We start from the raw sequence: 20,870 nt of genomic DNA on the forward strand, positions 1-20,870 counted from the left end.
CCTCGCTTTACGATGTGTGACGATCTTCTGGCGTAGTCGCCACCTGATTGTTGTTTTTTTGCGATTGCCAATCACCACCCAGTGCTTTGAACAAGGTGATCAGATTCGCCTGCCTTGCCAGGCGCGTTGAAATCCAGGTTTGCTGAGCCGAATAAAGCGTGCGTTGCACATCCAGCACTTCAAGGTAACTGGCAACGCCACTGTCATAGCGTTGTTTGACCAGTGCGTAGGCTTGACTCGCTGCCTCGACACGCCCTTGCTGTGCAGAGAGACGACCATCAATTCGTGAGCGAATCGCCAGGGCGTCCGCAACTTCTTTGAAAGCTGACTGGATGGAACGCTCATAAGTGGCGACGGCAATGTCGCGATCCACTTTGGAAACTGCGAGGCCTGCCTTCAGCCGCCCGCCTGTGAAAATCGGTACATTGATTTGCGGTAAAATGGACCAGGTTCGATTAGCGCCGCTGAACAGATCATTGAGCGAATCACTGGCCCTGCCGAAGCCCCCCGTCAGACTGATACTGGGGAAGAATGCGGCACGAGCTGCACCAATGTTTGCCTCAGCGGCCATCAGCGCTTCTTCGGCCCCCAGGATGTCTGGCCGACTACGCAGCAGGTCTGAAGGCAAACCTGCTGGCAGATCCCGAACCGCCAACATGGATTCGAGTGACTCGGTAGGCTGCAGTGTCGTGGGCAAGGGCGTACCCACGACCAGCTCAAGCGCATTACGATCCGTAGCGGCCGCACTCTCCCAGGCCAACACGTCATCGCGAGCGGCATCCAGCTCCGCTTGCGCCTGACGCAGTTCGAGCTCTGACGCACTTCCAATCTGCTGCAGTTGATTCTGCAGGTCGTACGCTTCAAGTCTGCTACGGGCAGTTTCACGCGCCACGTTAAGCTGCTCCGTATCGGCGGCGAGCTGGATGTAGGCAACAGCGGTTTGTGCGATAAGTCCAAGCCGAGCTGCGCGCTGAGCCGCCTGCGTAGCCATGTACTCATGTAGGGCCTGATCTTCGAGGCTGCGAATGCGGCCGAACAGATCCAGTTCCCATGAGGTGATTCCCAGATCTACCTCATACACATGACTGGTGTATCCACTCCCGGTACTGGAGATCGAAGATGGAACGCGGCTTGAGTTTCCAGATACCCCGAGTCCGATATCGGGCATCAACTCCGAGCGTTGGATCTGGTATTGGGACCGCGCTTTCTCAATGTTGAGCACCGCTATTCGTAGATCCCTGTTGTTCTCAAGCGCAAGGTCAATCACTTCGCATAGCTTCGGATCGGCGAAGATATCCTGCCATTTCTGAGCAGGCTGCCCCGATAAAGTCGCGGGGAGCGGCGTGCTGGAGTCATCTGGCCAAGCATTGGTCACTGGCGAGGCTGGCCGTTGGTACACGGGAGCCAGTGTGCTTGAGCAGCCGGTCATGACTGCTGCCAGCACGGCGATGAAAATCGGGTTTGCCAAAGGAATGGTTTTCACGCCTTCGTCTCCTTATGGCGCGCGTCTGTGTCCTTGGTCTTCTGACCAAATAACGAGGACACGACAACGTAAAATAGAGGGATGAAGAAAATGGCGAGGAATGTCGCGGTAGCCATTCCACCGATGACGCCTGTACCGATCGCATGCTTGCTGCCCGAGCTGGCACCGTGAGATATCGCCAAGGGAATGACGCCCATAGTGAACGCCAGCGAGGTCATGATAATGGGTCGTAGGCGAAGTCGAGATGCTTCAACCGCAGCCTCCATGAGTGACCGGCCGCCCTTTTCATACAAGTCTTTGGCGAACTCCACGATCAGGATCGCATTTTTAGCGCACAACCCGACGGTGGTCAGAAGTCCGATCTGAAAAAACGCGTCGTTGTCCAACCCTCGTCCCAACGTTGCCAGGACGGTGCCGATTACCCCTAGCGGAACCACCAGCATCACGGCGAACGGGATCGACCAGCTTTCATAAAGCGCGGCCAGGCAAAGGAATACCGCAATGATCGACAGTGCATACAGTGAAGATGCCTGGGAACCGGAGAGACGCTCCTCATAAGACAATCCTGTCCAGGCGATGCTGACACTGTCTGGAAGCTTGGCAGCAATCTCTTCGATAGCCTTCATAGCATCGCCGGAACTGTAACCCGGCGCAGGCTGACCCAAAATTTCGATCGCCGGCGCGCCGTTGTAGCGCTCAAGCTTCGGTGAACCGAATGTCCACGTGCCGGTAGCGAAAGATGCGAACGACACCATCTCTCCAGACTTGTTGCGCACGTACCACTTGGCGAAGTCTTCAGGCGTAATTCGAGATTGGGGCACGCCTTGCACGTATACTCGCTTCACGCGCTCGCGATCGATGAAGTCGTTAACGTAGGACGATCCCCACGCCGCGCTCATTGTGGTATTCACATCAGCGAGCGTGACACCAAACGCTCTGGCCTTCTGATCATCGATCTGGACTTGATACTGCGGCTCGTCTCCCTTGCCATTTGGCCGCACCAAGGCTAATTCGGGACGTTTGGCAGCCTCTTGCAAAAGCTGAGCACGGGCCTGCATAAGATGAGCGTGACCTTTTCCACTGTAGTCCTGCAGGAAGAAGTCGAAGCCCGTTGCGTTGCCCAACTCCATGATTGCGGGAGGCATGAACGCTAACGCGATTGCAGACTTCATCTGACTGAATCGTTGCATCGCTCGGCCTTGTAGCTCGAATGCGGTCCCCTTTCGCTCGTCCCATGGTTTGAGCATGATGAAGGCCATGCCAGAGCTTTGACCCCTGCCAGAAAAGCTGAAACCGTTCACGGCAAACACCGAATCAACCATTTCGCTTTCATCTTGCAGTAGGTAGGACGTCATCTCCTTGAGAACCTGGTCGGTCTGGTCTGCCGTGCTGTTGGGAGGCAATTCGACTTGCGCCAGCAGGAAACCCTGATCCTCGTCAGGGAGAAAAGACGTCGGCATCAGTGGAAAGAGCGATGCAAGGCCAGCGACGATTATCGCGAAAAGCGCCATGTAACGTTTGCGCCCGGAGAGAACCCGCACGACTCCTCTTTCGTAGCGGTTGGCGCTACGATCGAAGGAACGGTTAAACCAGCCGAAGAAACCTTTTTTCTCGTGATGCCCATGGATGGGTTTGAGCAACGTCGCGCACAGCGTTGGCGTGAAGATCAGCGCGACCAATACGGACAATGCCATGGCCGTCACGATAGTCAGCGAGAACTGACGGTAGATGACCCCCGTCGATCCGCCAAAGAAGGCCATGGGGATGAACACAGCAGATAACACCAAGCCGATCCCCACCAAGGCGCCGGATATCTGCTCCATGGATTTGCGGGTGGCCTCCAGTGGACAAAGCCCCTCCTCCACCATGATCCGCTCAACGTTCTCGACGACCACGATGGCGTCATCCACCAACAATCCGATCGCCAGCACGAGGCCGAACATCGTCAGGATATTGATGGTGAACCCGAACATCGCCATGACTCCGAACGTACCTAGCAGCACAACAGGCACTGCCAGAGTAGGAATCAAAGTTGCGCGAAAGTTCTGCAGGAACAGGTACATGATCAGGAACACCAGCACGATGGCCTCGATCAAGGTATGAACCACACCATTGATCGATTCACTGACGACAGGTGCAGTGTCGTAGGGGTAGATTACTTTCACCCCAGTTGGAAGCGTTGGCGCGATACGGTCCAAGGTCGCCCGCACGGCAGCTACAGCGTCCAGAGTATTGCCGCCCGTGACCAACCGCAAAGCGATGCCTGCGCTCGGTTTTCCATTTGACATGGCGCTGATGGAAAAATCATCCGCACCAAGCGCTACATCGGCCACGTCGGCCAAGGTAACCTGGGAGCCGTCTGAGTTGACCTTAAGCAGGATTGCCTTGAATTCGTCCGCCGTCCTGAGCAATGACTTCCCAATCACAGTGGCGTTGAGCTGTACCTTGCCGGTACTAGGACGCCCACCCAGTTGTCCCGAAGATATCTGAACGTTTTGTTCCTGGATCGCATCTATCACATCCCCCGGCATCAGCCCGTAGTTATTCAGCTTGATAGGGTCGAGCCAGACACGCATGGCGTTTTGGGCACCCAGCACCATGAAATCGCCAACGCCTGGGGTACGAGTCAGAGGGTCTTGGAGCTGAGAAACCACTAGATCACCCAGGGCATAGTTATCCAGACGCCCGTTTTCAGAAACCAGCGCGGCAACAACCATAAAGTTGAGCTTGTATTTCACGACACGTAGCCCGATTTGCTGGACCGCCGACGGTAGCATCGGAGTCGCAAGTGCAAGCTTGTTTTGAACCTGAACTTGGGCTGTATCGGGATTCACATTCTGTTCGAACGTCACCACGATTGTGACACTGCCGTCGGTGTTGCTTTCGGAACGAATATAACGAAGTCCATCAAGTCCATTCAGCTGCTGTTCGATGACTTGAGTGACAGTGTCCTGGACCGTTTGAGCAGACGCCCCTGGGTAGCTTGCAATAATCCCGATTGCTGGAGGTGCTACATCCGGATACTGATTAACTGGCAGTTTGAGGAGCGCCAGCGCTCCCGCCAGCATGACGACAATTGCGATCACCCACGAAAATACAGGGCGGTCGATGAAAAACTTTGACATATGATCCGCCGATTATTTGCTGCTGAAAGTTGGAGATGCCGCGCTGGTGATCGCACCGAGCTCAATCGGCTTAACTTTCATGCCTGGGCGCACGTGCTGGATACCATCGACAATCACGCGGGTACCCACCTTCAAGCCATCGCTGATCAGCCACTGCCCATCAACTGCTCGCTCGATCGTAAGTTCTCGCTCTTTGACGGCATTGTTAGCGTCCACCACAAAGACGCTGGTCTTGCCCTGGCTATCTCGGGACACTGCACGCTGGGGCACCAGTAACGCCTGCTGACGAACACCCTCTTCCAGTTCCGCCCTCACGAACATTCCAGGCAGCAAATCCCCTTGCGGATTAGGGAAGATCGCACGCAGAGTCACTGAGCCTGTGCTTTCGTCAACACTCACTTCCGAGAACTGGAGCTTCCCGGTGTACGCGTAATCCCGGCCGTTCTCCAATTTGACTCGGATATCTGCCTGGTTCTTCCCATCGCTTTTGAGCTGACCATTTGCCAGATCATCCTTGAGCTGCAGCAGAGCAATCGATGGCTGAACGATGTCGACATAGATTGGATCGAGTTGCTGTACAGTTGCCAGCTCCGCGGCCTGATTCGCGGTCACAAGGGCGCCCTGTGTCACCTTGGAGCGACCGATACGGCCAGAAATAGGAGCGGTGATGCGTGTATAGCCCAGATCAATACGTGCACTTTCTACTGCAGCATTCGCTTGCAGGTACTGCGAGCGCGCATCGTCATATTGCTGCTGACTGATCGCATGAGACTTCACCAGTGACTCATAGCGCCGCATCAATGATTGCGCAGAGTCCAAACTTGCTTCTGCCCGGGTGAGCGCTGCGCGATAAGGAGCGGTATCGATCTGATACAGCAGTTGCCCTTCTTTGACTTCTGCTCCCTCCTGAAAGGCTCTCTTGAGCAGAATGCCACCTACCTGTGGACGAACCTCTGCCACCAAATTCGCACGTGTACGGCCTGGCAAAATAGTTGTGAGCCGCAGCGGCTCCGAGCGGACACTCAGTACAATGACTTCCGGTACGGGCGCTTGAGCAACGACTGCCGCATCGCTCTCTTTGCAGGAGGCCATCAGCAAACAGGCAGCTAGCGTTGCGATTCCAGCTACCACTGATTTGTGTGTATCAATCATGTTTTCGCGCTTCACTTTAGGTGGCTCGACCCACCTATTTTTTTCTTGAAAGCACTGGCCGGCCTACAGGCAGCATTCAGCACACGTTAAGGGGTTCAACCGCATCCAAAATTCTAGGTTGATCGACCCACCTAGGATTAGTGTACACTCAAACCGCCCCCTCCACGCAAGCCACATGTTCGCTGGCTGGCCGCTGAGATGGGTACTTTTCAAGGAGTAACCTCTAATGACTATCAAGAAATCCGGCGACTCCGCGGTTGCAGTGCGTCGGAAGGAACAGGTTTTGGCGGCAGCGGCTGAGTGCGTGAGAATGGATGGTTTTCACCGTACAAGCATGTCTCAAATTTCCGCTGCTGCCGGAATGAGTTCGGGACATATCCACCACTTTTTTGGTGGCAAGGAAGGCATCATCGAAGGGGTAGTGGCGCGTGAACACAGCGAGCTGGGGGACTTCCTTGAAGAAGTGCGGAATGCTGCCGGGCACTCCGATGCGATTTCGGCCTTTACTGAATTGGTGCCCAAGTGCGCTGAACGGTACATGGCACCCGGTCATGCCGCTCTTGCAATTGAAATCCTGGCAGAGGCTAGCCGCAATCAGAAAGTAGCTTCCCTGATCTACAAAAATGACGACAGTGTTAGCGAGTCTTTTCACGAGCTTTTCGGCGGACCAACTCCTGAAGTTCAGTCCCGCTGCGAAATCATCGCAGCCCTTTTTGAAGGGCTGTCAGCACGCGCGATTAGAAATCCGGAGTCCGCCGAGCGAATTGACATGAAAATGCTCCAGCGTGTGATTTATAGAATCCTCAAGGAGGAATGAGATTGGCGTCGCAAACTGTAACGAGCATTGCCGTCTTTTGCGGCTCTAATCTCGGCTTCCGATATGAATATGCTGATGCGGCTCGCTCACTGGGAATCGCATTAGCAACGCGAAAAATTCGTCTGATTTGCGGGGGTAGCTCCAGAGGGCTGATGAGTATATTGGCAACCGCCGCGCTTGACGCTGGCGGCGAGGTCGTTGGGATCATCAATCAGGAGTTCTACCAGCTCGGTCATTTACATCCGAACCTTACAAGTCATCAGGTTGTTGCGGATATGGCGTCTCGAAAGAGAGTTATGCGAGATGCAGCAGATGCATTCATAGCCTTGCCTGGAGGCCTGGGGACGTTCGAGGAGATTCTAGAGGTCGCAAGCCTTATTCAGATCGGCGCACAGAGAAAGCATATCGGCGTACTAAACATCGAGAAGTACTACACCTTCCTCAGGGCAAGCCTACTGCACGCGGAAAACGAGGGCTTCATCACCAACACCCACAGTGAAGTGGTAGTGTTCGACGAGGAAATCGACAGTTTGCTGACACGACTAACCCTTCCTGCACCCACGCCGACGCCCAAATGGTTGAACTCGTGAACTTGGAACTCCAAGCCCCTAGCAGGCATGCGGTCGGAATATCTTTGTCGGGTACTTGGACCCGTACAGGTATTTGGATCAGCTTTTCGCACTGACGGCAGGCCCCGTTTCCAGGTTCATGTGGCTCGACGGTAAATACGCCCGGCGTGTCATCCAGCTTTTCGCTGAAGTCTTCGCCGATGCGCTGAAGTTGACAGCCACAGCAGCACTGAGGGTTTTCGGGCTCGTGGCGAATGACGGTGCGTGGAAATTGCGGCGACAATGACACACGCTTGGGCGATTCCCGTGTTCGGCCTGCGGTGAAGGTGGAAGGAGCTGATTTAGCTCTGCCTCGGTAGCCTCATGATCCGTACTGAACAGATCATCTAGCAAGCGGCCTGGCGCCGGACTGATCTGTTCGCTGCGCTTGACGAACTCGTGTCGTTTGCGAAAGGCGATTTCGTGCGTGAGCTGTTCGATGAAGCTTTATTCTGGATTTTCCTGCTCATAGCCTCAACCCGGACTGCAACGGCAACGCCTGTGCCGCCAAGGCACTAAGCTGTTCCAAGGTCATCTGGTCGAGATTGGGCGAGGACGTAATGCCGCCGATTGTGCCAGAGCAGACGCGGGAGGACGACAAGTAGAACGGCCAAATGGTCGACGGTTACAGCATGCTGATCACACCACCTGCGCCGACGCGCTGCCATGGCAGACCAACGCCTGGAGCTGTTCGCTGTCGAGCTCGACCTCGCCGCCATAGCGAATGCCGGGCCAATGAAATTTGCCTTGATTCAGCCTCCGTGCGACAAGCCAGGCGCCCACGCCGTCATGCACACGCACTCTCCTTCGGTTAGCCCGGCGGTTGGCGAACAGGTAAGCGCAGTACGGCTTCGCCGCACCAAACACTGCGATCATTCGGATCAATGCCTTCTCTGTGCCGGCACGCATGTACATCATCGGCTCGATGGCGAGCCAGATCGCCTTGATGCGGATCACTGGAGCAGCTCACGAACGAAACGGACGCAACCTTCAGGATCAGAAGTGGGCAATTTCAAGGTCACGACTTGCTCACCGAAAGGTAGTTCGATGGTTACTGCGCCGTCAGCTGGGGGCTTGGCGGTCGCTCTTAGCGGTACGAAAGCTGGTAACGCTGCTGGTGGCTGATCTCGGTAAAGCGGCATCCAATTGCGAATGACGTTGGCATCAATGCCGTCGCTGATGGTGACACCGGACACGGTTGCTCTAGGTTGCAGGCATTCCTAAACGACCTTGGCCTTGGACGATTTCAGATAAGCGCGATCGCGTCTGCTTACATCGTGGACACCATCGCCCTTATCGCTGAATTTCGGACGGTGAGTTCGCCGGACGCTTACGTTGTGACCAGAATCCTCCCTGTTGGTGTAAGGAATTGATCGCAGACGGCAACATGTGCGAGCCGTCAGCTATCAATCGACCGACAAAATGAGCTCACAAAAGCATAGTGACCCAGGTAAACGTGGCCTCAGCATGATTCAACATCGCTTGACGAGCCCGATCCTGATCACCAGCCAAGATGGCCAACGTGATGTCGTCATGGCTATAGCCTGCAATTTCTTTGGACTTAAGTGGCTTATCAATAGCCAAGATTATCTCGGTGAGTACTCGCTGAATCTCAATTTCGGTACTAATGAGCCTCGGCGATTTGGACGCTTCAGCAATCAGCGTGTGATATTTGGCATCTGCAAATCGGACATCGGGAAACGTATTTCCTAAGCTGTCAAAATTTTCCGATGCTGCCCTAATCGCGCTCCGCTCTTGGGCAGTAGCGCGCATGGCGGCGAGATAACATGCTTCTCCGGAAACCGCTCGACGCCAGTCGGTCAGGTCTCTGATCTCGGCCTTTGAGAGTGGGGATTTTCTGGCAGCTTCAGCTATGCGCTCGCCGACATCCATAGCGACAAAGGTCCCTCCATTACGGCCTCGGACAGTCACCAGAAGACCCATGTCCTTAAGCGCGTTTAGCGCAATCCGCACCGTCATCAGCGCGATACCGAATCCTCGAGCAAGATCGACCTCCGGCGGCAACTGCTCTCCAGGGCGCAGCTCACCAGTCGAGATGGCATCACGCAGTCGAATCGCAACCAGATCCGGGGCCGATCGGATGGATGAAGGAATGGGGACAGCTATTTTCATTTGACCTCTATACTATAGATGATAATATTCAGCGAAAATCAAGGCGCCATGCCGTGCTTCCACCTAATGACCAGGAATGATGCATCAGATGATGACCGCAACCAACGAAATCCTTCAAGCGCCTACCCCTAGAATCTTGGTGGTGGGCTCTCTGACGCCGCCTGATGCCAGCGATTGGCTCAAAGGTAAGCTGAAGGAACTTTCCGATGGCGTGTTCACAGCGTTAGAACGCGCTGGAGCCGCCTGCCTATTTGTCGAGGCCTCCTCACCAAACTGTGTGCCAGATGAATTGTTGTCAGAGGTAGATGGACTGCTAGTGCTCGGCGGAGGAGATGCGGACCCTGCATGCTATGGTCAGGCCCAAGTTGCGGACACAATGTATGCAATCAACCCTGCAGCTGATCATTTCGAATTAGGTCTGATTCGCCAAGGAGCCATTGATGATCTCCCAATTCTTGGAATCTGTCGAGGAATGCAGCTAATCAACATAGCGTTCGGTGGGGAGCTTATTCAGGAAATTGGTCCTGGATGTCATAACGGAAACGCTGATAACTCATTGATGGTCTCTCATCCAGTTTTGCTGGCGGCAGGCAGTCGCCTGCACTCAATCTATGACACATCCAACCTCACCATTCGGTCTGCACATCATCAAGCAGTATCAAAGCTAGGTGATGGCCTTGCTGTGGCAGCTAGAGCAGAAGATCAGATTATCGAAGCAATCGAAGCGACCCACCAACGCTGGATTGTCGGAGTGCAATGGCACCCAGAAGACGCTCTCGCGCCTGCACAAGATTTCGACAAACTACTAGATGCGTTTATAGGCGCAGCAGCATCAATACAAACGCGCCAATTATCCCTGTAAAAATCTAGGCGGGCGGGATACTAAAAAACCAATCATTTTGGCCAGCCGATAGTTCATCTCCGCAAACGAACGGCACTGTTTCCAGTTATCGAACCTTGATATCTAGCGGCGCGACTCTACCACTACCCGTCGTGCGCTCATGCAAAGAAGGCGAGCATTGTGATGCTCAACCCTACAACAAGAAGAGGTTATTATGAAAACTGAAGTTGACGCGTGTGTTTCAGATGTCAGCCCTCACGATTTCACCTTAAAAAGAAAGCTGGAAAACCGACACATCCAACTAATTTCGATTAGCGGTGCAATTGGGACAGGACTGTTCATGGGGGCAGGCAAGGCGATATCACTTTCAGGAACCTCCATTCTCCTAGTGTATGCAATCATCGGTGCATTCATTTATTTCGTGATGCGCGCGATGGGGGAAATTTTACTGTCCAACTTGAAATTCAATTCATTTGCGGATTTCGTGACCGAGTACCTTGGCCAACAAGCCGGTTTCATACTGGCCTGGACCTATTGGTTGTGCTGGTGCGTAGCCGCAGTCGCCGACATGGTAATGGTCACTGGGTTCTTCCAGTATTGGTATCCCAGCGCGCCATCTTGGGCACCAGGCCTCATAACAGCAAGCATATTGATAGCACTGAATCTTTTAGCGGTCAAAGTCTTTGGTGAAGTTGAATTTTGGCTTGGCATAATCAAGATCCTTGCCATTGTAGCCCTTATAATTACGAGTGTCGTCCTGGTAATGAATGCTGCCGTGTCCCCCAACGGCGTAACAGCTTCCATCTCTAATTTGATTGAACCCGGCTCCATTTTGCCACACGGCGTGATGGGATTCTTTGCCGGATTTCAAATTGCTATTTTCTCGTTCAATGGCACTGAACTAATCGGCACGACCGCTGCAGAAGCGAAGAACCCTGAAACGACGATCAAGAAGGCAATTAATACGATTCCCTTTCGAATTCTACTTTTCTATGTGCTATCGCTTGCAGGCATCATCAGTGTTATTTCGTGGGCGCACGTCCCGTCCAACCGAAGCCCATTTGTCGAGCTATTCCTCTTCGCAGGGCTTCCAGCCGCCGCCGGCATCATCAATTTCGTAGTGCTTACCTCGGCTGCATCCTCCGCGAATAGCGGTATTTATTCAGCAGGCCGAATGCTGTTCAGTCTTGCCCACAACAGAAGAGCTCCAGCCGCACTAGGCTATACGACTAAATTCGGTGTGCCGGGCAATGCGATTCTTTTCACAGGGCTCACCATTATCATTGGCGTCACACTTCTGTTCTTCATTTCAGAGATAATGACAATCTTCATCATGGTGTCTACTGTTGCCGCAGTGGGTGGTTTATTCGTATGGTCGATGATTCTGCTGTCCTATCTCGCTTACAGAGCCAAGAACCCTGAAGCTAATAGAGCATCCACCTTCAGGCTGCCCGGAGGCGTTCCAACCGCAGTTGCCATGCTAGGCTTCATCCTCTTTGTTGTGGGTCTACTTATTTTGGACAACGATACCCGTACCGCCGTATTCCTAATGCCTCTCTGGATTTTCTGCCTGGCCGTTGCTTATCAGGTCAAGGTCAAGAAAAACATTTCGAGTGCTGAACAGATATTAGCACCGTAGTTTTTGGACTTGACGGTCGATACATTCCGGCGGGCGGCATCACCTGTTGATATAGACACGCAGCCACCTGCCCCACAGCCGGTGCCATCCACCTCGGTGCCGGCTTTACGGGCAACCCCGCTCCCACAAAAGATGTTGGTGAGTCCAACGGCAACCACGGGTCGATTGCGGTCAGTCGCGACGGGGCGCTTTCGACCCATTGCGGACATTCGCCTAGGGCTGCAATCGGCCAGAAGCAGACACTCCAATTTGTATGTGACGTGCAACTCGACCTTTCTGCCGTCCATCAGGATTTTTAAGGCCGCTGCCACTGCCGCCGTAACCAAATTTTACATCTCAGGGCGAGGTCTCTATGATCGAGCGCCGGAGATGGCATTCCTCCACTTACCAACCGCTGCGCCAGTAGCAGCTGATGATGCCTACAGACACCTGATCAAGACAGGGCTGTAGGCGTTCGCGCTCGAAATCCCCTTTTGGTCAGGCTCACTTTCCTTTGTGTGGCTGACCCCATGTTAAAACTCAGAAAACCTGAACAACTCGACCTGCTTCCCTACATCGGCAAATGGCTGGTGCTTGCCAGCGCCGTAGCGCTTCTGGCGGGATCGGCTTCTGCGCTGTTTCTGTTCTCTCTCGATCACGCGACCCAATGGCGTGAAACCCACCGCTGGGGCATCTGGCTGTTGCCCCTGGCAGGCTTTGCTGTGGGGCTGGTTTACTACCTGATCGGCAAGCCCGTGGACGCGGGCAACAACCTGCTGATCGACGAGATTCACGATCCGAAGAAAACCGTGCCGCTGCGCATGGTGCCGCTGGTGCTCGCGGGTACGCTGATCTCGCATCTGTTTGGCGCATCGGTCGGACGCGAAGGCACCGCCGTGCAAATGGGGGGTGCACTGGCCGATCAGATAACCCACCTGTTCCGCCTACGCTGCGAAGATCGCCGAATCATGCTCATGGCGGGCATTAGCGCAGGTTTCGCGTCGGTTTTCGGCACGCCGCTGGCCGGAGCATTGTTCGGCCTTGAAGTGCTCGCCATTGGCCGCATGCGCTACGACGCGCTGTTCCCGTGCATGGTCGCCGCCATCGTTGCCGATCAGGTCGGACTGATCTGGGGAGTCGTGCACACCCACTACGTCATCGGCGAAATCGCGCCCGTGCAGTTCTGGACCGTGATGGCGGTTGTCGTCGCGGGCATCGTGTTCGGGTTCGCGGGGCTGCTGTTCGCCACCACCACCCACACCCTTGGCGCGTGGGTAAAAAGGCTGATTCCCTACTCGCCCTTGCGCCCAGTGCTGGGCGGGATCGTGGTGGCAACAGCGGTGTGGGCGCTGGACGCCTACCAGTACATCGGTCTGGGCATCCCGAGCATCGTTCAGTCCTTCGCAGCGCCGGTGGCGCCCTGGGACTGGTTCGGCAAGCTTGCGTTTACTGTCGCCTCACTCGGCACAGGATTCAAAGGTGGAGAGGTCACGCCGCTGTTCTACATCGGCGCGACTTTGGGCAATGCTCTTGCGCCGCTGCTGCACCTACCGTTCTCGATGCTCGCCGGCATCGGCTTCGTCGCAGTCTTTGCTGGCGCCGCCAACACCCCGCTGGCAACCATTGTCATGGCCATGGAATTGTTCGGCCCCGAGATTGCCCCACTCGCCGCGATTGCCTGCATCGCCAGCTATCTGGTGTCTGGCCATACCGGGATCTATCACGCCCAGCGCGTTGGCCACAGCAAGCATCGCCATGCCCTGCCCGCCGATATCCGCCTTTCGGAGATCAAGACCTTTCACGCGCAACCCAACGCCGTGAGCACACCAAAACCGGTCGTCGAGGACAAGCAGAAATGAATGAGTCTAAACCGAATCGCCTGACCATATTGCAGCTGTATTTTCCAAGTGCGAGCCGTGCTCGTGTGACCCGATTCTGGCACCGACTCAGTCCTCCTGCGCTCGCTCAACACCTGTTGAGAGTGGCCGCTGCGGCGAAGATCGAGCAGGTGATTCTCCGCACCGTGCCCGCAGGTTATTTGCCCGGTCAGCGCCTTTCCCATCATCACCCTGAGCTAGGCGGAATGCGTCATCCCCAGTATCTGGAGCTGTTGGATTCCGAGGATCGGTTACGTGCCTTCCTGAGCGATCACGCTGAAGAGCTGCGCAAAGTCCGCGCAGTACTGATGCTGTGCGAGCTGCCAATCACGGACGGCTCCACCCCTAACGCAGACCTTCCAGTTGAAGGCGTAAGCAACCGTCACAACACCCTCTGACTGGAGCCCGGCAGCATGTATCGAATCTATAACGCTCGCCCAACGTCGACCTCTCATGACTGGTTTGAGGCAAACAGGCAGCTGTTGATCCAGCTGCTGTGGTGGTCTTTGTTGCTCGCCGCGATCTCTGCCAGTCAGCGGGTCTCCAGTGAAGGGTGGTACAGCATTACCGAAGTGGAAGGTGCGGTGCTGGCGTCACGGGAATTGAATGAAGCGACCTGTAAAGCCGAGGTTCCTGCCACCGCCATTGCCTGCATCCCCGCCATCAACTGCGTGCCCAACGACGCTGATGATCAAGCTCGCACCGGCTCCCCCCATTCAACGAAGGGAACAGATATTTTGAGACACATAGTCATGCCTGAAGCGACGCAAACTTCAGCCCGACGAAGCACTTCGAACGGGAGAGTCACCTCATGAAATTGCTGATGACCAGCGTGGTACTGGGCCTGCTGTTGGGACGGTTTCTCACAGACGCCTTGTCTGACTTCGCACTGTTGTTCGTGGCAAGCATGGTGGTTGCTGCCACGATCTTTCATCACGCTGCCAGCCTGAAGGAGAAGTTTCGTGCTCTGACCGCCTACTGTCTGAGCATCATGACGGCTTCCACACAAATGTCAGAGCTATTTCAGTTCGGCCATGAGGGGCATTTCGGACCACTGGCGGGCGAAGTGCCCGAACTCATCGTAGGGACATTTCTGGTGCCCGCTATCGCCATTGCGGCAGTTTATTTGTTCATGCTGCTTCGAGCGGAGTGACCCCGAAAGACCTCAATGTTCTCGCCAATGCGACGCGCCGACAAACACGTCGCCATTGGCCGGGAACTGCCACTGCGCAAATGCCACGCCAATTAGTAACCAGCATGAGCCGACTAAGAATTCGCAGATCACATCGCTGAGATAATGCAGGCTGAGGAATAGCCTGCTCAGGCAAATTGCGGCAATGAGGAAGGGCAGCAATTGGCCGGATACTGCCTAAATCAATGGCAGCTTTTGGTCGACCTTGCCGGAGAAAAGATGACAGGTCGTTGCGTGACGGCGATCAGCTTGCAACCTGTTAACGAAAACCTTACCCCATCAGGCCCGGCTGGCCTGTGAGCATAATGAGTTCAACGAGCCGGCACGTCGCATCAAGACACTGCAGGTTAGAGGTGACGACCGTTCAGCGAAAATTTCCAACGATGCTCACTGAAAGCCAGCGCCCAAAGCATGGGCTATGGTATGGGCTAGAACCGAGCGGACACAAAAAAACCCTGATAAATCAGGGCTTTAATGAGAATTAGTGGCGGAAGCGTAGGGATTCGCACCATCTCATCCCCCTCTAAGCTACTCGCCTTCTGCATGAGTGGATGTAGTGCCAGGGATCGTCCGATTCAACATTCATGGACAGTGGGCAGCTGAAAATTCGGTGGGGCAAAAAGTGGGGCAAAATCGCTAACCAAGATAAAGCAGACAGGCATAAAAAAATTCAGTCACCGCTAAGTGACTGGATTTTTTGGAGTTTTTTGGTCGGGACGGAGTGATTCGAACACTCGACCCCTTGCACCCCATGCAAGGAGAGAACGGGCAGGAGGCCACTTACGCTGATCGCCGTCCCCGTATCAATGCGGACAAGGTGGCCTAAAAATTTCCGGCAACACAACATCTAGCGGTAGACGCCCCCCACCAAGCTTCGCGCCGCAGCACTGCCCCCACCGTAATTTGAAGTACCTTTCGACGGTCCCGTGCTAGCACCTGGAGATATCAGGTCGCTCATGAGGGTCCGCTACCGACTCTGAGATATCTTTCGTGGAAAGCAGCCGTCGGCCCAGAGCTGACGCTCAACACTGATAGCCGTCGCAATCACCCGATCATTCTTCCCCGAGGTGTTGGGTCCGCCCCTTGAGTGGGGCATTTTGTTGCCCATTCATCTGCTCGAGCGCACCTCGATGAATTAGGTAGTTTCCAAAGCGTACGGCCCGGAAAAACTGGACTCTATCGGAGAGGTCGCTATGTCTATTGACTCGAATTTTCAAGATCAACCGCAAGTCTCAGATCCATCGATGCCTGGTCCTGATGTAAATAATCCTACCCTGAACCCCGATGACCCTAAGAAGTACGATCCGCTAAGGAAGCCAGGCATGGATAGCCCAGAGGATTGGGAGGACCAAGAACGGTTGCCTCCCGAAGCGGATGAACCGACGCCACTTTCTGATGACCGGCGTTGAGCTGAAAGGCCCGGCTTCGGCCGGGCTGCAATACCACCCTTCTACTCCCTGACATTACAGATGCCTCGCGTATTTCCGGCGTGTAAGTGCGGATAGGCATTAAGTTCCTGTTAAGGATCGCGCCGTAATCTCCTTGATCAGGCAATAAGCCCCAGCGCCCAGTTGATGAGGAGAGATGCGATATGGAAGCTGCACTGGCGAACAAATGGAAATGCCTGGCCCGGACAATCACGTATGTTGGTTGGGCGCTGTTCTGGCTATTGCTGTGGGACGTCGCAGTCACCCTGGATGCGATGCTCGCGGCGGGATATGGGTTTGAGCTGCCGTTGATGCCCCTGTCACTGTTGTGCTCAGCCCTGGTAGTGCTGATCAGTTTTCGTAACTCCAGCGCTTACAACCGATGGTGGGAGGCACGGACATTATGGGGTTCGATGGTCAACAGCTCGAGAAGCTATGGCCGCCAGGTACTGACGCTGATCGACGATGAGCAGCTTGCCAATCCAGTCAAGGCTAGGCTCATTCAGCGTCACGTGGCCTACCTCCAGGCCTTGCGAATGCATCTGCAAGGAAAACGGGACATCTCTGCTTTAACGCCGCTGCTGTCCAACCACGACCTGCAGTTGCTCACCACAGCAAGCAATTTGCCAAACGACATCCTCAGCGGCTCTGCAGAAATCATCGCTAGGGAGTTTCAGGAGGGCCGCCTCGACAGCATCCGCCTAGCCCGCCTTGAGTCCACGTTGGTCGATATTTCGAACTGGCAAGGCGGAATGGAGCGGATTGCCAATACGCCGCTTCCCTACCCTTACACCTACTTCCCCAGGATATTCAGCACCCTCTTTTGCGTGATCATGCCGCTCAGCCTGGTGCCCTCTTTGGGCTGGTTCACACCGGTCGTCTCCACGGTGGTAGGTTGCATGTTGCTGGCCATGGAGCGAATCGGCACCGACTTGCAAGCACCATTCGGGCGTAGCCAACACAGCATTCGTACCGATGACCTCTGCCGAAATATCGAAAAGAATCTTCAGTCGATGTTTAACTCTCGGGAGCGTGGGGCCTTGTCATTGACGCCAAGCCTGGCCACCGAAAGGCACCGTTCTGCCTCGTGAGGCACGGCCAACGGCTTGACAGTTTGCAAGCTCGCTCAAGATAGTAACCAGAGACTGCGGCTAGCCACATAAGCAGCCGGACTAGGAGGACAACACCATGGCTGATCAGATAGCCCGACTGGACGCTGAGCTCGTCTCTCTGGATCAGATTGCTGCTGAATTGGAGCGCCAGGTGGGACCTAGCCCTGTAACGCGCCCCCTGGTCATCGCATGGTTGAGCGAATGGTTGAAGGTGGCGGGCGAATCGAAACCCGGTTTACCTCATCTGCCTCACTCTCTCAAAGCGGCTTATGCCGCCTGGACGCATCAAGCCGTGGATCGCTGAACGGAAACTGCAACCCACGGTTTCCAGCGATGTTTTAAGCAATCCGTTGTTTCGGCTGGTGACGCTCAGCAGCGAGGCACCTTGCACGGCCAACCCCCCAGGCCAAGGCACGCGTCATCGACTCTCCTGGCCGCGTGTCGAAGGCTTCTTCGTGCAGTGGCATACCGGTGCCGGCATACACGCCTATGAACATTTGCGTGTCACCTGTGCGCGAAAGGCGCACTTGGACATCCATCGTAGTGCCGTCATCCAAGCTCTCATAGTGCGTCCTGTGATGTAGCGCCGGGTCTGCCCATTTCCAGAAAATGTCACCGCGAATCCGCATGCCGCCCTCCTACGACTTTAGTCTTATATATGGGGTTTCTGAACCTTAGCGCAGCGGAGCAGAAGAGACAGCCCCGCCGAGCGGATTATGGATAGATACTGTGATGGGATGTGACGTGGGAGGCATTCCAAATGCGTCAACGGAATTCAGGATGTCCCAGGATTCTAAAGACCCTTTGAAGATTGCTTCTCAGCGCTGATCTGCACCAGCGGCCCATGGTCATGAATGCACAGTGAGATTGAAGGCGAGCCCGATCCAGCACGACTTGCCGTCCGCGCTTCCTCATCACAACTCTCCAGCCAGTGCCCGGATCCGCGATAGCAACCTTGTCGCTCGGAAGCTGAAACTCCCTCACTCCCACTTGACTGTGCACTGAGATGTGCCGAGAGCGAAGTGCTTCAAAGGCACAACGCAGTAAATGTCGTATGACACTTAGATCATTTACTGAGCCTGCGTCCTTTTCGATGGCCAGGCAGGCCGCAGCGAGCACCTCAGCCACCAACTGCTCGGCTTGATCCATGTTTTGATTTGGCATGTCGTCCTCGACCTGACCGACAAAAAAATACCTTGCATGGCTGGCATCAGCATAGCGAGGGTCCCACGCCCGCAATCAGCGGGGAGGTTGGCTTCCCGGAACTTCCAGGCATGCTACGCCCCTGATTCAGGGTCGCTCGCCGGAACTCCAGGGGAACGCTGGCTTTCCTTGTCATTGCCCAGACCGGGGTTGATACGCGGATCATCAGGTATGGGAGCCCCTTCCTTTAGTTGATTATCCCGGCGCACATCCCGCCTACTACTCGCACCGCTAGGGTTTGGGTGTTCACTGGATACTGAGTTGTTTGCATCCACATCATCCATCTCTTCTTCTACAGGGGACTCATCCTCAGGCGGCAACGGGACCTCAACCTCTTCTGTCCCGCGACGCTGCGATGTTTCATCACCGTGTTTATCGCCGATCACCTGCTGCGATACCTTACCGGGAGCATTTTCATCAATGACCATGTCCTTTCTCCGTTCAGAGGCAGATGGTACCTGCACCTAAACTTGGAAAGCGGGCGATGCTTGAGAGTGCCTGCAGCTAGACGAGTGGCGTGGCAGCCTGTCGAAGCCGGACCTTCGGTTGAACGCCTTTCCTCAGAAAGGGGCGTCGGTTCATCCACTTCGACAGGTAAGCGCTCTTGATCCTCCCAATGCCCTCGATCGCGATCGGCCTGACCGTGACAGCCGGCCTTTCTGCATCAGAACCTTCCGTCGCTCTGCGGGCACCCTTCGGTAAACAGCAGGCCGAACACAGGGTGAACAACCAGAGAGGGAGTTTCACCATGAAAGCAGAGAAACCGTGCGCGTTGCTGCTCGCAATGTGCTTGGGTTGCGCGGCGCCATTTGCCCTGGCTGCCACAGACCTGAACGATCAGCGCGCCCCGGGCACGCAACCTCACAGCAATGGGTCCATGAACGGCCAAGGCGATGCGACAGGCTCTGGAATACCAGCAGATGGAATGGGCACGGGTAATGGCGGTACCCATGACAATGGAACGGACAACACGGGCGGTGACGGCACCGATACTGACTCGGGCTCCGGTGATAATGGGGGGGATGGTAGCGGTGCAGGACCGGCGAGTGGTAGTGGTGGCTCAACCGGTAGTGGATCAGGTTCAGGATCGGGCAGCTAGGTGGAATGGCCAAATGGCGGAGGATCTCCCGCTCATGGCCCAGCGTTTCAGTTTCGCCATTGATCAAGCAACACACTCAGGAGTGGATGCCATGCCACGCGGTGACAAGGACAAATATACGGACAAGCAGAAACGCAAGGCCGAGCACATCGAGCAATCGTACGAGGACAAGGGCGTGGGCAAGGACGAAGCCGAAGCGCGCGCCTGGGCCACCGTGAACAAGCAATCCGGTGGTGGTGAAAAGCCGGGAGGCTCGGGGAGGAGGACTGCGTCACGCGAGAAGAAGACCGCACGCACGGATTCAGCCAAACGCGCCGCCGAGTCTCGTCAAGGGCACTCACGCACTTCGCGCGCGTCGCTGGAATCACAAAGCAAGCAAAGCCTTATGAAGGAGGCGCGCAGCAAAGACATCAAGGGGCGCTCGAGCATGAACAAGGCCCAGTTGGTCGAAGCCCTGCAAAAACAGGGGTAATCGGAGAAGGTCGGCGCAGCGTGAGGCTCACTCGCCTCACACTCAACGCCATTGCGTCAGCAGCATGCCCCGAATACCGCAGACCGGGTCTTGTTCAGGGCACAGCACCTGGGCGATGCGCGCGAGATTGCGCGGGTGTGCTGCTCTGTCGGGCCGCTGAATGTCGTAGTCTTCCTGCCCAAGAGGATAGGCGCCGACCACCAGGAAGTTATCGCTGCACTCGATGCAGCGATGGCCCGTACCTGCTGGCAGCACCAGCACATCTCCCCGCTCCACGCTCACGCTTTGCCCGTATTCACCGCCAAGCGTCAAACGGGCCCGTCCACAGGCAATCCCGAGTGCCTCGTGAGCGTTTGGATGAAAGTGGTGATAGTCGAAAATCCCTGAGCGCCAGAGCGGGGTCCATTGGTGAGCCGCAAACATCACCTCGAATGCGCTGGCATTGTCCTCCGACGGGTCAAGTTTCAACCGATAAAGCAGTACGGGAAAACGGCTGTTCGGCGTCGCGCCGTCGTCTTAGAAATACAAGGTCTGCACGCTGGCATCTTGTGTATTCATGAGCGTCATGATGCGCACCCTGAGGGGTTATCGGTGCAACTTCGAACCCGTCGGCGGTTGCCTGGTTCCAGCCGGCAGACGGGTGCACATACCGTTGAAACTTTCCCGGCACGTGCCAAGTCCAGAAGCCTATCGATAACAGAACGGGAGCAG

At 55.4% G+C, this 20,870-nt stretch carries 19 protein-coding genes, 1 tRNA gene, 2 pseudogenes and 1 riboswitch; of the genes and pseudogenes, 11 read left to right on the forward strand and 11 right to left on the reverse strand.

The window, feature by feature from the left end; all coding sequences use genetic code 11:
- Positions 1-7 precede the first annotated feature (7 nt).
- The 3 genes from ACF8K2_RS11315 to ACF8K2_RS11325 are packed head-to-tail and all read right to left on the reverse strand — an operon-like array spanning position 8 to position 5,760.
- Positions 8-1,483, reverse strand: coding sequence for an efflux transporter outer membrane subunit (locus tag ACF8K2_RS11315; RefSeq protein ID WP_392464876.1), 1,476 nt, complete (start codon positions 1,481-1,483; stop codon positions 8-10).
- Complete coding sequence (locus ACF8K2_RS11320) at positions 1,480-4,608, reverse strand: efflux RND transporter permease subunit (RefSeq protein WP_392464877.1); 3,129 nt, start codon at positions 4,606-4,608, stop codon at positions 1,480-1,482. The genes ACF8K2_RS11315 and ACF8K2_RS11320 overlap by 4 nt, the downstream gene beginning before the upstream one ends.
- A gap of 12 nt (positions 4,609-4,620) precedes the next feature.
- A complete protein-coding gene (locus ACF8K2_RS11325; protein ID WP_392465092.1) occupies positions 4,621-5,760 on the reverse strand; it encodes an efflux RND transporter periplasmic adaptor subunit in 1,140 nt (379 codons plus the stop codon).
- Positions 5,761-5,986: 226 nt separating this feature from the next.
- Between ACF8K2_RS11325 and ACF8K2_RS11330 the strand changes: the two genes are divergently transcribed.
- Complete coding sequence (locus tag ACF8K2_RS11330; protein ID WP_392464879.1) at positions 5,987-6,577, forward strand: TetR/AcrR family transcriptional regulator; 591 nt, start codon at positions 5,987-5,989, stop codon at positions 6,575-6,577.
- Positions 6,574-7,167 (forward strand): TIGR00730 family Rossman fold protein, encoded by a 594-nt coding sequence (locus ACF8K2_RS11335; protein WP_392464881.1) that lies wholly within the window; start codon positions 6,574-6,576, stop codon positions 7,165-7,167. The genes ACF8K2_RS11330 and ACF8K2_RS11335 overlap by 4 nt, the downstream gene beginning before the upstream one ends.
- A 19-nt stretch (positions 7,168-7,186) precedes the next feature.
- Here ACF8K2_RS11335 and ACF8K2_RS11340 read toward each other — a convergent pair.
- From ACF8K2_RS11340 to ACF8K2_RS11355, 4 genes and pseudogenes are all read right to left on the reverse strand, one after another.
- Positions 7,187-7,747: pseudogene (locus ACF8K2_RS11340) on the reverse strand (IS66 family transposase); the annotation flags it as partial.
- Between the two features lie 77 nt (positions 7,748-7,824).
- The gene (gene tnpB / locus ACF8K2_RS11345) at positions 7,825-8,142 is read right to left on the reverse strand and encodes an IS66 family insertion sequence element accessory protein TnpB (protein ID WP_392464882.1); all 318 of its coding nucleotides are present in this window, start codon (positions 8,140-8,142) and stop codon (positions 7,825-7,827) included.
- Entirely contained in the window at positions 8,139-8,381 is a 243-nt protein-coding gene (locus tag ACF8K2_RS11350; protein WP_392464883.1) for a hypothetical protein, read from the reverse strand. Before ACF8K2_RS11350 ends, tnpB begins: the two co-directional genes overlap by 4 nt.
- 232 nt (positions 8,382-8,613) lie before the next feature.
- Positions 8,614-9,318 (reverse strand): FadR/GntR family transcriptional regulator, encoded by a 705-nt coding sequence (locus ACF8K2_RS11355; protein WP_392464884.1) that lies wholly within the window; start codon positions 9,316-9,318, stop codon positions 8,614-8,616.
- Between the two features lie 88 nt (positions 9,319-9,406).
- Between ACF8K2_RS11355 and ACF8K2_RS11360 the strand changes: the two genes are divergently transcribed.
- The 6 genes from ACF8K2_RS11360 to ACF8K2_RS11385 all read left to right on the forward strand — a co-directional run bounded on the left by ACF8K2_RS11360 (position 9,407) and on the right by ACF8K2_RS11385 (position 14,807).
- On the forward strand, positions 9,407-10,180 hold the full coding sequence (locus ACF8K2_RS11360; RefSeq protein ID WP_392464885.1) for a gamma-glutamyl-gamma-aminobutyrate hydrolase family protein: 774 nt from the start codon (positions 9,407-9,409) through the stop codon (positions 10,178-10,180).
- Between the two features lie 193 nt (positions 10,181-10,373).
- Complete coding sequence (locus ACF8K2_RS11365; RefSeq protein ID WP_392464886.1) at positions 10,374-11,798, forward strand: amino acid permease; 1,425 nt, start codon at positions 10,374-10,376, stop codon at positions 11,796-11,798.
- 356 nt (positions 11,799-12,154) lie between these two features.
- A riboswitch (Fluoride riboswitch) is annotated at positions 12,155-12,227 on the forward strand.
- Positions 12,228-12,307: 80 nt separating this feature from the next.
- Positions 12,308-13,636, forward strand: coding sequence for a voltage-gated chloride channel family protein (locus ACF8K2_RS11370; protein ID WP_392464887.1), 1,329 nt, complete (start codon positions 12,308-12,310; stop codon positions 13,634-13,636).
- Complete coding sequence (locus ACF8K2_RS11375; RefSeq protein ID WP_392464888.1) at positions 13,633-14,052, forward strand: hypothetical protein; 420 nt, start codon at positions 13,633-13,635, stop codon at positions 14,050-14,052. Before ACF8K2_RS11370 ends, ACF8K2_RS11375 begins: the two co-directional genes overlap by 4 nt.
- Before the next feature lie 15 nt (positions 14,053-14,067).
- Complete coding sequence (locus ACF8K2_RS11380) at positions 14,068-14,469, forward strand: hypothetical protein (RefSeq protein WP_392464889.1); 402 nt, start codon at positions 14,068-14,070, stop codon at positions 14,467-14,469.
- Entirely contained in the window at positions 14,466-14,807 is a 342-nt protein-coding gene (locus ACF8K2_RS11385) for a hypothetical protein (RefSeq protein WP_392464890.1), read from the forward strand. The genes ACF8K2_RS11380 and ACF8K2_RS11385 overlap by 4 nt, the downstream gene beginning before the upstream one ends.
- A gap of 747 nt (positions 14,808-15,554) precedes the next feature.
- Here the strand turns inward: ACF8K2_RS11385 and ACF8K2_RS11390 are convergent.
- Positions 15,555-15,646, reverse strand: a tRNA-OTHER gene (locus ACF8K2_RS11390).
- Between the two features lie 791 nt (positions 15,647-16,437).
- On the opposite strand from ACF8K2_RS11390, the gene ACF8K2_RS11395 reads away from it, so the two are divergent.
- Positions 16,438-17,364, forward strand: coding sequence for a bestrophin family protein (locus ACF8K2_RS11395; protein ID WP_063425424.1), 927 nt, complete (start codon positions 16,438-16,440; stop codon positions 17,362-17,364).
- 97 nt (positions 17,365-17,461) lie between these two features.
- The gene (locus ACF8K2_RS11400) at positions 17,462-17,689 is read left to right on the forward strand and encodes a hypothetical protein (protein ID WP_060494607.1); all 228 of its coding nucleotides are present in this window, start codon (positions 17,462-17,464) and stop codon (positions 17,687-17,689) included.
- 34 nt (positions 17,690-17,723) lie between these two features.
- Here ACF8K2_RS11400 and ACF8K2_RS11405 read toward each other — a convergent pair whose 3' ends face one another.
- Positions 17,724-18,014, reverse strand: coding sequence for a hypothetical protein (locus ACF8K2_RS11405; protein WP_060494606.1), 291 nt, complete (start codon positions 18,012-18,014; stop codon positions 17,724-17,726).
- A gap of 648 nt (positions 18,015-18,662) precedes the next feature.
- Positions 18,663-19,016, reverse strand: a complete 354-nt coding sequence (locus ACF8K2_RS11410; RefSeq protein ID WP_081238043.1) for a hypothetical protein — start codon at positions 19,014-19,016, stop codon at positions 18,663-18,665.
- A 762-nt stretch (positions 19,017-19,778) separates the two neighbouring features.
- On the opposite strand from ACF8K2_RS11410, the gene ACF8K2_RS11415 reads away from it, so the two are divergent.
- Entirely contained in the window at positions 19,779-20,159 is a 381-nt protein-coding gene (locus ACF8K2_RS11415) for a hypothetical protein (RefSeq protein ID WP_060494608.1), read from the forward strand.
- A 42-nt stretch (positions 20,160-20,201) separates the two neighbouring features.
- Here the strand turns inward: ACF8K2_RS11415 and ACF8K2_RS11420 are convergent.
- Positions 20,202-20,726 (reverse strand): annotated as a pseudogene (locus tag ACF8K2_RS11420) (cupin).
- Positions 20,727-20,870: the final 144 nt, after the last annotated feature.

It is taken from the genome of Pseudomonas sp. xss_2, assembly GCF_043104195.1.
Classification (GTDB): Bacteria; Pseudomonadota; Gammaproteobacteria; order Pseudomonadales; family Pseudomonadaceae; genus Aquipseudomonas; species Aquipseudomonas urmiensis.

Coding starts and splice junctions, on each gene's coding strand:
- ACF8K2_RS11355 (WP_392464884.1), bottom strand. CDS start 9,318: ATGAAAATAGCTGTCCCCATTCCTTCATCCATCCGATCGGCCCCGGAT.
- ACF8K2_RS11325 (WP_392465092.1), bottom strand. CDS start 5,760: ATGATTGATACACACAAATCAGTGGTAGCTGGAATCGCAACGCTAGCT.
- ACF8K2_RS11320 (WP_392464877.1), bottom strand. CDS start 4,608: ATGTCAAAGTTTTTCATCGACCGCCCTGTATTTTCGTGGGTGATCGCA.
- ACF8K2_RS11335 (WP_392464881.1), top strand. CDS start 6,574: ATGAGATTGGCGTCGCAAACTGTAACGAGCATTGCCGTCTTTTGCGGC.
- ACF8K2_RS11405 (WP_060494606.1), bottom strand. CDS start 18,014: ATGCGGATTCGCGGTGACATTTTCTGGAAATGGGCAGACCCGGCGCTA.
- ACF8K2_RS11415 (WP_060494608.1), top strand. CDS start 19,779: ATGCCACGCGGTGACAAGGACAAATATACGGACAAGCAGAAACGCAAG.
- ACF8K2_RS11385 (WP_392464890.1), top strand. CDS start 14,466: ATGAAATTGCTGATGACCAGCGTGGTACTGGGCCTGCTGTTGGGACGG.
- ACF8K2_RS11375 (WP_392464888.1), top strand. CDS start 13,633: ATGAATGAGTCTAAACCGAATCGCCTGACCATATTGCAGCTGTATTTT.
- ACF8K2_RS11400 (WP_060494607.1), top strand. CDS start 17,462: ATGGCTGATCAGATAGCCCGACTGGACGCTGAGCTCGTCTCTCTGGAT.
- ACF8K2_RS11360 (WP_392464885.1), top strand. CDS start 9,407: ATGATGACCGCAACCAACGAAATCCTTCAAGCGCCTACCCCTAGAATC.
- ACF8K2_RS11330 (WP_392464879.1), top strand. CDS start 5,987: ATGACTATCAAGAAATCCGGCGACTCCGCGGTTGCAGTGCGTCGGAAG.
- ACF8K2_RS11365 (WP_392464886.1), top strand. CDS start 10,374: ATGAAAACTGAAGTTGACGCGTGTGTTTCAGATGTCAGCCCTCACGAT.
- ACF8K2_RS11380 (WP_392464889.1), top strand. CDS start 14,068: ATGTATCGAATCTATAACGCTCGCCCAACGTCGACCTCTCATGACTGG.
- ACF8K2_RS11370 (WP_392464887.1), top strand. CDS start 12,308: ATGTTAAAACTCAGAAAACCTGAACAACTCGACCTGCTTCCCTACATC.
- ACF8K2_RS11410 (WP_081238043.1), bottom strand. CDS start 19,016: ATGGTCATTGATGAAAATGCTCCCGGTAAGGTATCGCAGCAGGTGATC.
- ACF8K2_RS11395 (WP_063425424.1), top strand. CDS start 16,438: ATGGAAGCTGCACTGGCGAACAAATGGAAATGCCTGGCCCGGACAATC.